This window comes from Segatella maculosa DSM 19339 = JCM 15638, from assembly GCF_000382385.1.
GTDB lineage: Bacteria > Bacteroidota > Bacteroidia > Bacteroidales > Bacteroidaceae > Prevotella > Prevotella maculosa.
The window spans coordinates 36,096-48,565 of the sequence record NZ_KB908338.1 but is presented as its reverse complement, the minus strand read 5'-3'; the positions used below and the strand labels follow the sequence as shown (position 1 = coordinate 48,565).

The following is a 12,470-nucleotide window of genomic DNA, read 5'->3' as shown; positions in this document are numbered from 1 at the left end:
TCAGCTTATTACCAAGCTGAAAAATAATATGAAAGGTGCGTTGATGAGCGTTCCCGATAAGTTACTACTCAGAAAGAGGGCCATCATAGAAACCATAAACGATGAACTTAAGAATATAGCGCAGGTAGAACATTCCCGACATAGGTGCTTCGACAATTTCATCGTCAACCTTCTGGGTGCCATTGCTGCCTATTGCCTATTTCCAAAGAAGCCATGCGTCAGAGTGCAAAGGACATTTGACACACAGCTTGCTTTATTCTAAATTCATCGAACTCACGTTATTTTAAGTCCATTTGAGTTTAGTATTATAATTCGATTAAAAATACTTATTAATAAGTATTGCCAGTATAGAATTCTTCCCATACCTTTGTATCCAAAATTGAATTAATGATAAAAAATATCACACAGCCGCATAAAGGCAACAATAAAAGGAGCGTACTGTTTTTAAACAGTACGCTTTTTTTTATGAACAAAATTGAACGATGTCCGTTAATAAAATAGTAATGAAAATATTAAAAGAAGATATAAGAAACAGAATTGTCACAGCTGCCCGCAATGAATTTATTAAAAATGGTTTTAGAAAAACTTCGATGCGAACAATTTCTGCAAAATCAGGAGTTGTCTTAGGTAATATATACAATTATTTTAAGACAAAAGATGATATTTTTTATGCTGTCCTTAGGCCTTTACTTGCTGTTTTGGATGGAAGGCTGTCCTCCTATCGCATAGAACCCAACAAAATAGACAAACTTCGTTTCTCTATACAAAGTCAAAAAGATTTGCTAAGAGAAACGCTTAAAATAATTTTCTTGTATAAAGAAGAATTAAAGTTATTGCTTTTTGAATCAAAAGGTACTTCTGTAGAATTTTTCCGTGAAAATTTTATCGAAGAACAAGTTGCAATAAGTAAAGAATATATTGACCAAATGCAAAAAGTCTATCCACAAATACAAACAAAAGTTTCGTCACTATTCTTTCGGATTTCCTCTTCTACATGGGTAACAATCGTCGGAGAGATTGTCTCAAATCCAGAAATCCGTAAAGAAGAGGCAAAACAGGTTTTGTCTGAATATATACGCTATAATACAGCAGGATGGCGAGAACTCATTAATCAATAAGATTATGAACAGATTATTCATCGTAACGATACTGTGTTTGTGTACAACAGTTTTGTCTGCCCAAAATATATTACGTGGGAAAATCATAGATAAAGAAACAGGACTTCCCATATCTGGGGCATACATATCAATCAAAAATACAAAACAGAAAACAGTTTCTGACAAAACAGGCAATTATCAAATTGACATTCTCTCAAATGGAACATGTCTCGTTGAGGTTTCATTTGTTGGATATAAACGAGTAAGGCAAGTCATTGTGTTAAACGGCAATATCACAAAAGACTTTTTCTTAGAATCATCAGCGAACGTCCTTAACGAAGTTGTAGTGAAGGGATCTTCCCAGCAGGCGGAAATAAACCGCATTCGGCAGAGTCCTATGGCTGTAACCGTAGTGGACGGATCCAAGCTGCGGGGACGTTCAAGCGGTATAGAAGAGATTCTTACACGCACGTCTGGCATCAAAGTAAGAAAGACAGGCGGATTGGGAAGTGCGTCGCGCATATCTGTACATGGTTTAGAAGGTAAGCGTGTCGCCGTATATATTAATGGTTTTCCACTCAACAGTCCTGACGGTTCTTTCGACATCAACGATATTCCAATAGATGTGATCAAATATATAGAGGTGTACAAGGGTATTGTGCCTGCAGAATATGGAGGCGACGGATTAGGAGGGGCCATCAATATTGTGACACGGGAGGATGAATGCGACTTAGTAGGATTCACGCAGGAATTGGCATCATTCGGAACATCCAAGACACTTACAAGTGCTCAAAAGCTTTTTGCAAAGTCAGGCATATTATTTAACGTTGCTTTCTTTAAGAATAAATCCAAGAACAACTACACGATGTCATGGCCAGTATTCGAAACAAACCTGCCAGTCTCAGAATACAGAAAGGTAAGACGAAATAATGACTATTATGACGCAGACTTCTATCATGTCGGCATTGGTTTTAGAAAGCTATACTTCGATAAACTGGATTTGGAATGCGCCTTCTACAGAAATAAAAAAGGTATACAGTCTCTTAACTTTGATTCGCGGCATGCCTATATGAAAGGCTTTAATATAATGCCCACTTTGCATATAGAAAAAGACGACTTCATCTTTAAAGGTTTGGAAATGAAATTATCCCTTGTTATTCCTATTATACAAACGAGCCTGATAGACACAACAACAACAAGAAGACAATGGGATGGAACCATCACTCAGGCAATGGGGGAAACAGAAGACAATCTTCTTAATGAATCCCATAACCGGCAATTTGAATTACGAAACAAATTTAATTTAAAATATACATTTGGACAACATACATTCAACATAAATGATCAACTTGCTCTTTCAGACTACCGTCCTAAAGATGAACGCATGAATGACTATCTCGGGTTCGATCCTAGCTCGTTTCCCAGCAAAATGATTTCAAACAATATCGGACTCTGTCATTTGTATGCCTCTTCCAATCATCGTTTTCAGAATTCCTTGACGATAAGCATTTACTATCTGAAGTCAAAAATCTTTAGAACGAGCGATGCCTTGTCGAAAGCCCAAATGAAAGATGCATCAGCTCCCAAACAGACAAGTGTGAACAAAACGTACTACGGATTTAGTGAGGGAGTGAGCTATGAGTTTTGGAAAGGCGTGAGGGGAAAGTTCTCGTTTTCACACAATGTGAGACTCCCGGACACAGGAGAACTTTTCGGTAACGGAATGAGCATCAAGCCATCAGTGAACTTACTGCCTGAAATTGGAGACAACCTGAACGTTGGAACCATCATAGATACAAGAAATGTGATGGGACTTACCCGCGTGCAGTGGGAAACAAACTTCTATTACATGTATATCCAAAATATGATAAGGCTTTTCCCCGCTGATATCCGTTCCATCTACACAAATTTGGGAAAGACAAGCACGATGGGATTTGATACCGATTTGAAAGTAGACGTGACACCAAACATCTATACATATTTCAATCTTACACTACAGGACATTCGAGACCGGCAGAAATGGTTAAACGATACAAAAGGGACGGATAATCCCACATATAATAAACATGTACCCAACATACCATCTTTCTATTTCAACTATGGTTTGGAGTATCATGCAGAAAATTTGCTGGGGCGAAATGAACTATCTAGAATTTATATGGATGTGTCCCATGTCGGAGAATTCGATTGGGGATGGCAAATGAGCACACTGTCCGACCAGCGTAAAAAATGGATTATCCCCTCCAACGATGTGTTTACCATAGGCCTTCAACAATCCTTTTGGCACAACAACATTTCATTGAGTTTCGAAGTTGAGAACATCTTTGACAAGGAGAACTATATGGAATTCAAGATGCCACTGCAAGGACGCACTTTTAAAACAAAATTGCGTTTTAATCTGTTCCGCGACAAAACATCGGGCGGAGCAATGAGTTTGTAATATATTACCAATTTAAAAACAAATAAAATGAAACATTATTTTTTAATCGCAGCCCTTGTGTTGCTATCTCTTGTAGGTCTCACCTCATGCGGAAAGGACTCTCCGGACTTTCCTCCCTCTACAAAATCTGAAGTAGGATTTGTACACAGCGTAAACATCGGAGAAAACACATATATTAGCCTGTTCAAGGATTTGAGTGTTGGTTCACTCAATACAGACAACGCATTAGTGCTTCCGAAGGGGGCATTCACATTCGTGTATAAAAATAAGATATATGTGACAGATACAGAACACCTCTACAAGTACATCCCTAAGGATGGAATCCTTGTTCAAGAAGGAAACACCATGCTGTTTCCAAGTGGTGCAAAGGCCACATACATTACATTCTTATCCGAGAAGAAAGCCTACGTTTCTTGTCTTGGATTAGGAAAGGTATGGATTATAGATCCGTCCTCCATGACAAAAACAGGAGAAATAGATTTATCTGGCTATTCCTTGGGGAAGTTGGCTGGCGACAATAATCCTGAACCATGTGCTTCCATCATCAGAGACGGCATCTTATACGTGACGCTCTGCCAGTTAAAATCTGCCTACTCATGCGAGAAGGGAGCACACATAGCCTTAATAGATACCAAAACCGATAAGCCCATCAAAATGATTAGTGACCCTCGTGCTACAATGGCCTCCTCTATGACCCCCGCTGGGGATCCATTCGTGGACGAAAAGGGTGACATCTATTTCTATTGCGTAGCTATGTTTGGATACCAGCCTGGGGTCAAGGAAGGATTCTTGCGCATTAAGAAAGGGGAGCAAGACTTTGACAACTCATATTACTTCACCCTTGCAGACGTAAACTTAGAAGGAGTAAAGGGGAACAGAACATCGTATGCTTATAATAAAGTGTATGGTGGAAACGGAAAGGTTTATGGATACCTTAACATTCCTGGAGCGGCAAGCAATCCACCTGACTACGTTCATGACAAATCATTTCAAGCCTTTGAGATAAATCTTTATGACAAAACCTGCAAAAAGATGGACTTAGATGGGACAACCGGCTGGGCAGCATCGGTTTGTAAGTCTGGTGATGACATTGTCTTTGGGATGTCTACCGACAAAGGTACGGGTTATTTTGTCTATCACATGAAAGATGGAAGCTATGAAAAATTGAAGGTAAAGGTTTCCGGAGCACCCTATATGTTGCATGAGCTTAAATAGTTGTAATAGAATATTACTTATGATATTTATTGGGACATAACCCCAACATCTAAAAGAATGTGAACTTCTTGATTAGAAACTTTAACCTCCTCAAAACAAGGAAAAGAGCTGTATCGTTACTCATTATAGGGTTTGATACGGCTCTTTTAGTTTATGTGTTATAAACTATAAATTCTCATGGTTGTGCTTTTAGTTTTTATACACTGTCAATTCTGTTTTAATAAAAATCTTTCTTTTGTAGTAGCGTAGTAAATAATTGAAAGAATATTCGTATATCAATAAAAATTTTTAATCCTTTTTCTTTCAACGTATTATACCTTATTGTAGTTATGTAGTAAGATATAATCAATGAAAGAAAAAGAAAATATAATCATCAGGTATCCGTCTTTCCTATTAAGAATATCGGTGTTATTATGGATGTAGGTTTCTGCAATCTCTGACATACATGTTTCCTGAAGAAGTGTGCTTCCATGCTGTCCAATTGATAAGACAAAGCGATGATGATAGTAAGCGGATAAAGCAAGGCGTAACCTCGCAGATGTCCGTTTACGAATACTTCCTGCTCCCCTGTATCCCTTTCGTCGGGTTGCAGGGGAGAGACTTTTAGTAGAAGTTGCAGACGATAATTGAGTTTCCTCCATGTTACACCGAAGAAATCTACCAATTCGCTCTCTGTCATTGCTATCTCGCCTTTGCCTTTGCGAACGATTTGCATCTTGTTGCCCCAGTCGAAATAACTGCGGTCTCTTTTCGTTTGATAGTGATAGGCATTCATACGGCTTCCTCCTTTGTTTCTTCTTTTTGATGCTTCCTTATCAATCTATCCATATCCTCCGAAATCTTATTGTCTGTCACCTGTGCGTAGATTTGAGTACTGGATATAGAGGCGTGCCCCATCATTTTGGCAATACTCTCGATGGGTATCCCTGTACTTAAACCCATCGTGCCGAACGTGTGCCTCGCCACATGGTAGGACAACCGTTCTCTGATGCCACACGCCTTACCCACAATACCCAGCTTTGCGTTCATCACGCTACGGCTGCAAGCACAGTGAAAGACAAGGTCGTTGCCTTTTCCTCTCACTGCCTGCCTTTCGTTCCTTTCTTGCTCCGTCTTGCATTGATTGATGATGGCTTCCGCTATGGGGTGTAGTGGTACGACAAACTCCACCTTTGTTTTCTGCCGTTCCTTTCTAATATATTTCTGTCCGTCGGCTGCCGTTTGAATGTGTCCAAATTGCAAATGTTCCATATCAGCAATAGCCAAGCCCGTAAAGCATGAGAAGATAAACATCCGTCTTGCTTGTTCTGCTTCCTTATCAAGTACTCTCAGTGCCATAAGTTTAGATACTTCGCTCTTTTGCAGAAAGCGTATCTTCTGTTCCGCTTTCTCATACTTGGCATTCTCAAAAGGATTGCAACGGATGACTCTTTGACTGACCGCACGATACATCAGCCTGCTCAGCCAACAAAGGTAACGATTCATAGTAGCTGTTGCCAAACCTCGCTTTTTCAGATAGAAACGGTATTCTTCAAACAAGTCTTCCGTTATAGTGGCTATGACTATATCCGTCATTCCCTTATCCTTTACAAACTCCGTAAGTAACTTATCTGAATAGAGAAGATTCTGATAGGTTCCCTCAGCTCGCGATTTGCCCACGCACACTTTAACGGACAGCAATTCTGCTTTGCTCATGGCAAGGAGTGTTGTCGGCATAGTGGCTATTCCCTGCAAACGGTTCTTGAGCAGTTCCACACTTACCACTCCGTCATTTATCAGAATATCTTGATAGATCTTTTCTACAAGTTCCTTAAACTCGCCGATTCTTTGATTGGTTTTCTTATCGGTTGTCAGTCCTTGTTTGCTGTTCCACTCGGAGGATTTGCACTGCTCGCCTGTGGTAATGGCGGTGCTTTTTCCGTCTATGGTGATACGGCAGAGAATGGCGGTCTTGCCGTCTGCCTTTGTCTTCTGTCTGTTGATGTAAAACAATATCTTGAATGTACTTCTCATAAAAAATCTTGGTTAAATGGTTAAACGTAAATCTTCTGTGAAAGAAAGGAAACGGTTAAATTCCTCAAAGAGTTTCTGCGGTGTTACCTTTGCATAACGTTCGGTCATACTTACGTTCGTATGTCCGAGCATCTTGCTCACCGTTTCAATAGGAACTCCCTGCTCCAATGTGATAAGTGTGGCAAAGGTATGCCTTGCAGTGTGCGTAGTAAAGGGAAAAGAAATGCCTGCCCGTAATCGCAAGGCTTTGAGACAGGACTGATAAGTGGGATATTTTATGAAAGGCAGTAGTACTTCCCTTTCATCGCTGTGCATTTTCTCTATTAATCGAACTGCTTCCGGCAATAGTTTGATACGACAAAGTACACCAGTCTTTTGTCTGTTGAACTTCAACCACAAACTACCTGCATCATCACGAACAAGATACTTCTTGCTTAGTTCCATCAAATCACAATAGGCTGCACCGGTATAACAGGCGAAGAGAAACACATCACGAACTGTTTCCATTTCCTCTTCCAATTCATCAAAGCGGAGTGCTTTGAGTTTATCTAATGCTTCCTTGTCAAGTGCCTTGGGTGTTTTCTTGTCTCCGCGTTCTATATGGACATTATCAAACAGAAGCGTATCAGCCAGCCCCTCACGATAAGCCAGCCTGCAGACAGTCTTCAAATCTGCTGCAACTCTGAAAAATGTGCTTTGCTGATGACCGAGTTCACTAAGACAAAATGCTTGCAATTCGTAGATGAAGTTTTCTGTAAGCTGCGAGAAAGCCAAGTCCGAAACATGATACCTCCTCTGAATAAACTCCAGCAACCGTTTCCGAGTGGAATGATAAGCACACATAGACTCTTCCTTGATGTCTATACCGATATGGTTTTCTTTCTCCTTGATGAGCATATCCAGTCTTTCGATGAGCATACAGCGAGCCTGCACGCTACCCTGAAACAGCTCCTTTACATCGGCTGCATCAAATGGCTGTCCTTTGGCAATCAACGACTGATAGGCAGATTGAATGGAAAGTAACAGGTTCTCCAACCTTCCATTAATCTCCACCGCTTCACAGCTCTTACCATCCATCCTGCTCTCACGTGAATTCCATAAGTCAGGATTGCAAGACAATTTACAACTAAACTGGGCAATGGAGCGTCCAATGGTTATACGCCCCATAATCGGAGCTTTCCCCGACTTGTCCAAACCGCTCTTTTTAAGGTAGAGCAACACCTTCATTTTCTCTGTTTTCATACGCTTTAATATTTGTGGGTAAAGTTACCCGAATTAAAGCGTTCCTCACTTATGCAGAAAACTGCCGACCGAGGCAACAGCCACACGAATGATAATAATTCAGTTACCTATTTCTTCTCCATCGTTACCAACATCAAAACAAGGTAACACTCTGGTAACTGAACTTCTGCCTAAATCTGCATATTTCTGCCCTTTACAAATAGAGCAGTATTATGCCAATTCGTGTATTTCCTCCTCATTATCAGTTAGTTTACATCAACCTCAACATTTCTTCATTTTCATTGATTAGTTACGTATTGAAATAAATTTATATACGTATTAAAATAAATTTATATACGGTTGAAAATTTATGGGAATACGGGAAGAAATTTTGGGGCATACGGAAGGAGATAAATTTTCTCCCGCAAGGAAATAAATTTCTTTGCGGGAGAAAAAATATTTCTTTGCGGGAGAAAATAAATTTATATACGGGAGGAAATTTTGTGACTCACGGGAGGAGCGAAAAAGAATAACGCGCTCCGAAAAGACGGTTATTCAAATACAAATCATTATCTTTGCAAACAAATGATAAACATTTGCAATAAATCGGCTATGGAACAGCGAGTCATCATCTCGGAAAACTTTGAAAAAGAACTTGCGAACGCTATTGCAGCGTGCGAACACGACCAAGTGTTTGTGCTTACCGACGAGCACACACAGCGGCTCTGTTGGCCCGTTATAGCGTGTCTTTCAGAACTGAAGGGCGCGAAAGTGATTACGATTCGGGCCACGGACAGCCATAAAGATATTGACGCATTGACGCATGTCTGGCAGGAACTGGGTGCCCGAGGGGGCACCCGGCATTCTTGCATGATAAACCTTGGTGGCGGAATGGTGACAGACCTTGGTGGTTTTGCGGCCTCTACATTCAAACGAGGAATTGATTTCATCAATATTCCCACGACTTTGCTGGCAATGGTAGACGCTTCCGTGGGCGGGAAAACCGGCATCAACTTCAATGGATTAAAGAATGAGATCGGTGTGTTCAACGATAGCCGTTTCGTTATTATCAACACCCGGTTCCTGCAGACGCTGGACGAGGAGAATATCTGTTCGGGCTATGCGGAAATGTTGAAGCATGGTCTTATTGCAAATGAAGAGCTTTGGTCAGAACTTATCACGTTCAACTTGATGCAGCCCGATTTGAAAGTGCTTCAACGAATGGTCGGCGCCTCGGTTAAAGTAAAGGAACGCATCGTTAGCCAAGACCCCCGGGAGACAGGATTACGAAAATCGCTGAACCTTGGGCATACCATCGGGCACGCATTCGAGAGCTGGTCGCTGAGACGTAGCCCCATATTGCATGGCTATGCCGTAGCCTTCGGGCTGATATGCGAATTGTATCTCAGTTGTGTAAAGACAGGTTTCCCGACAAACAAGATGAGACAGACGGTTGGTTTCATTCGCGAGAACTATGGTTCGCTTCCTGTGACATGCGATGACTATGAGGAATTGATAGAATTGATGACACATGACAAGAAGAACGTGGGCGGCCATATCAATTTCACGCTGCTAAGCGATGTCGGTAACATAAAAATCAATCAGACCGCCACGAATGAAGAGATTAAAGAAGCGTTAGATTTCTTCCGCGAGGGATAAAGCGCGGGCGCGGTTCGGCTTTCCAGTCTCGGTAAGTGGTATTTGATTCACATGAAGATAATGGCGCGGCTGCCAATATTTGGGGAGCGTTTGCCTGCAGATTGATTTCACTTCGGACAGTTTCTCTTGTTCCGTCAAAAGAACGACGGCCTCGCCAAACTTCCTGTCGGCCCGTTTTGTAATCATAAAAGGTCTGTCCAACAGCGGCTTCAAAACTGCTTCCACTTCCTCTATCTGTATTTTTATTCCTCCGCTACTGATAACATTGTCTTTCCGTCCTTTGATTTTGAAATGTCCTGCTGCGTTGATTTCCACAATATCATTGGTAACAAGTTTTCCCTCGTGCACCAAAGGAGCATCAATGACAAGGCATCCCTCCTCGTTGCACGCCACTTTGACACTGTCAAACGGCTTATACCATTCGCCAGCTTCAGCTCCGTTCAGCCTGCGCAGCGCAATATGAGAAAGCGTCTCGGTCATGCCATACGTGCTCCACACAGGATTTGGGAATTCTTTCAGCTCCTTTTCCAAATGTGTATCAATCGCACCGCCTCCTATAATCAAATGACTGAAATGCTGCAATGCCTCTTTTTCTTCCGGGACTTGCAAACTGTTATAAACTTGCGGAAGCACCATGGCAGCCAATGAACGCCTGTTTGCATCAATTGTAATCCCACGTAAAGGGTGTCCTGAAGGGGGAACACTCACTAAATCCAAATGCCGTTCGATACTTCGCACAACCATCATCTTCCCGGCAATGTAATCCAAGGGCATGCAAAGAAAGGCCATGTCGCCGGAAGTCAATCCAAGAAAGTCACAAGTGATACGCGCTGAATTCAGCATTCGTCTTTTCTCAACAAGTAAAGGCTTGGGCTTACCCGTGCTTCCACTACTATGTACCAATATCGTATCGGAAGGATTATTCCATTCCTCTAAAAAAGCTTCCAGTGTCATCATACATTCTCTACCGAGACCGTCCACAACTCATCGCCTCGGATTTCCAATGGCATCTCTATGTTATCCGTGAAGAGTTGCCCCGTTCCCAATCCTTGCGGCATCGATATATGCGGGAAATAGGTCTTTGCACAGAAATGAGCAACGGCATTCAGCCCGATATTACTTTCCAAAGCACTTGTTATCCAACTTCCAATCCCACGTTCTTGCGCCAGCCTGATCCATTCTTCCGATCCAAACATACCACCATGAAGACTTGGTTTCAAGACGATATATTGCGGTTGTATCCGATCAAGCAAAGCCTCTTTCATGCTCCTCACATTTACGCCTATCAGTTCTTCATCTAAAGCTATCGGTATTGGAGACACTTTACATAAGTGTTCCATTGCCGCCCACTGATGTTGCTTGATAGGTTGCTCTATAGAATGGATATCATATTTAGCCAATGCTTCTATTCGTTTCATGGCATTGTCCGGCGAAAATCCTCCATTGGCGTCTACACGCAATTCGATTTTCTCTCTATCGAAAGATTGGCGAATATGTTTTATCAGTTCAAGTTCTTTCTCAAAATCTATCGCTCCTATCTTTAATTTCACGCAATGAAAGCCTTGTTTGAGTTTCTCTTCCAACCGCCTGCACATCTCTTCAAAGCTACCCATCCAAACCAAGCCATTAATGCGTATACCTTCTTCTCCTCTACCAAACGGAGTATCAAAGAGCATCGTACGTCCTTGTACTTTTAATTGTGCAAAGGCCGTTTCCAACCCGAAAAGAATGCTTGGATAAGGCCGCAGCATCTCATAAGGAATCTTCCCTAAGTTCTCTACCATCTTACACAGTTGATGGAGGATATTGTCATATTCGGGTATGGCATCACACGACAAATCGGGCAAAGGCGCACATTCTCCTATCCCTTTCACCTCGGGATACGCATCATCTCGTATTGTGAGAAAATAACTTTGGCGCGTAGTATAAATACCACGCGAGGTTCCAGCGGGCATCTTGAAGTGGAATGTGCGCCTGTCTATATCAATATGTATCATTATGGAAATTGAGGAAACTTTTCGAAATCAGGCTTCCGTTTCTCTAAAAAGGCCTTTCCACCCTCCTGTGCCTCGTCCATCGTATAATAAAGCATGGTAGCGTTGCCTGCAAGTTCCTGAATACCTGCTTGTCCATCAAGCTCGGCATTCAGACCGGCCTTAATCATCCTTAATGCCAACGGACTGCGTTCCATCATCACTTCGCACCACTCCACACAAGTGTCTTCCAATTGCGCAAAAGGAACAACCTTGTTGACCATTCCCATTTCTTCAGCTTCCTTTGCGCTATATTGTTTGCAGAGGAACCATATTTCGCGAGCTTTCTTCTGTCCCACCATACGCGCCAAATAGCTGGCACCGAAACCAGCATCGAACGAACCCACTTTCGGACCGGTTTGCCCAAAAACCGCATGCTCACTGGCTATGGTTAAATCGCACATGACATGAAGGACATGTCCGCCTCCGATAGCATACCCGTTAACCATTGCGATGACAGGCTTAGGCAGGCGCCGTATCTGCATCTGCACATCAAGTATATTCAAACGAGGAACACCATCAGTTCCTATATATCCGCCACGTCCTTTCACATGCATGTCGCCACCCGAACAGAAAGCCTTGTCACCAGTTCCGGTCAGGATAACTACCCGAATATCCTGACACTCCCGACAATAACTGAAAGCTTGGCTCATCTCCCAAGTAGTCAGAGGAGTAAAAGCATTACGATAACGCTCACGATTAATGGTGATTTTAGCTATATGATTGTAGCTTTCAAACAAGATATCCTTAAAATCAAATCCTTTGATGGTTTCCCATTCTCTCTGTACCATA

11 protein-coding genes are annotated in these 12,470 nt (G+C 41.9%); 5 read left to right on the top strand and 6 right to left on the bottom strand.

Annotation, left to right across the window (positions count from 1 at the left end; translation table 11 throughout):
- The 4 genes from H164_RS0112270 to H164_RS0112255 form a co-directional block, all read left to right on the top strand.
- Positions 1-262: transposase (locus H164_RS0112270; protein WP_019968637.1), on the top strand; the 262-nt coding region annotated here is incomplete at its 5' end.
- Positions 263-482: 220 nt separating this feature from the next.
- Positions 483-1,118, top strand: coding sequence for a TetR/AcrR family transcriptional regulator (locus H164_RS0112265; protein ID WP_009227819.1), 636 nt, complete (start codon positions 483-485; stop codon positions 1,116-1,118).
- A gap of 4 nt (positions 1,119-1,122) precedes the next feature.
- Positions 1,123-3,537 carry a TonB-dependent receptor gene (locus H164_RS0112260; protein WP_025830257.1) on the top strand — a complete coding sequence of 805 codons (2,415 nt, stop codon included), beginning with the start codon at positions 1,123-1,125 and terminating at the stop codon, positions 3,535-3,537.
- A 27-nt stretch (positions 3,538-3,564) separates the two neighbouring features.
- Complete coding sequence (locus H164_RS0112255; RefSeq protein WP_019968892.1) at positions 3,565-4,752, top strand: YncE family protein; 1,188 nt, start codon at positions 3,565-3,567, stop codon at positions 4,750-4,752.
- 373 nt (positions 4,753-5,125) lie between these two features.
- Here H164_RS0112255 and H164_RS0112250 read toward each other — a convergent pair whose 3' ends face one another.
- From H164_RS0112250 to H164_RS0112240, 3 genes are read right to left on the bottom strand one after another with little or no spacing between them, the layout of a single operon-like run.
- A complete protein-coding gene (locus H164_RS0112250) occupies positions 5,126-5,527 on the bottom strand; it encodes a hypothetical protein (RefSeq protein WP_025830256.1) in 402 nt (133 codons plus the stop codon).
- The gene (locus H164_RS0112245; protein WP_019968890.1) at positions 5,524-6,765 is read right to left on the bottom strand and encodes a site-specific integrase; all 1,242 of its coding nucleotides are present in this window, start codon (positions 6,763-6,765) and stop codon (positions 5,524-5,526) included. The genes H164_RS0112250 and H164_RS0112245 overlap by 4 nt, the downstream gene beginning before the upstream one ends.
- Before the next feature lie 12 nt (positions 6,766-6,777).
- Positions 6,778-8,007 (bottom strand): site-specific integrase, encoded by a 1,230-nt coding sequence (locus tag H164_RS0112240; RefSeq protein WP_019968889.1) that lies wholly within the window; start codon positions 8,005-8,007, stop codon positions 6,778-6,780.
- Positions 8,008-8,598: 591 nt separating this feature from the next.
- On the opposite strand from H164_RS0112240, the gene aroB reads away from it, so the two are divergent.
- The gene (aroB, locus tag H164_RS0112230) at positions 8,599-9,645 is read left to right on the top strand and encodes a 3-dehydroquinate synthase (protein ID WP_025830255.1); all 1,047 of its coding nucleotides are present in this window, start codon (positions 8,599-8,601) and stop codon (positions 9,643-9,645) included.
- Here the strand turns inward: aroB and H164_RS0112225 are convergent.
- From H164_RS0112225 to menB, 3 genes are read right to left on the bottom strand one after another with little or no spacing between them, the layout of a single operon-like run.
- Positions 9,622-10,599 (bottom strand): AMP-binding protein, encoded by a 978-nt coding sequence (locus H164_RS0112225; RefSeq protein ID WP_026356362.1) that lies wholly within the window; start codon positions 10,597-10,599, stop codon positions 9,622-9,624. The two genes, aroB and H164_RS0112225, sit on opposite strands and share 24 nt — an antisense overlap.
- The gene (locus tag H164_RS0112220) at positions 10,599-11,642 is read right to left on the bottom strand and encodes an o-succinylbenzoate synthase (protein ID WP_019968885.1); all 1,044 of its coding nucleotides are present in this window, start codon (positions 11,640-11,642) and stop codon (positions 10,599-10,601) included. The genes H164_RS0112225 and H164_RS0112220 overlap by 1 nt, the downstream gene beginning before the upstream one ends.
- Positions 11,642-12,469 carry a 1,4-dihydroxy-2-naphthoyl-CoA synthase gene (gene menB / locus H164_RS0112215; RefSeq protein ID WP_019968884.1) on the bottom strand — a complete coding sequence of 276 codons (828 nt, stop codon included), beginning with the start codon at positions 12,467-12,469 and terminating at the stop codon, positions 11,642-11,644. Before menB ends, H164_RS0112220 begins: the two co-directional genes overlap by 1 nt.
- Between the last annotated feature and the right edge of the window lies 1 nt (position 12,470).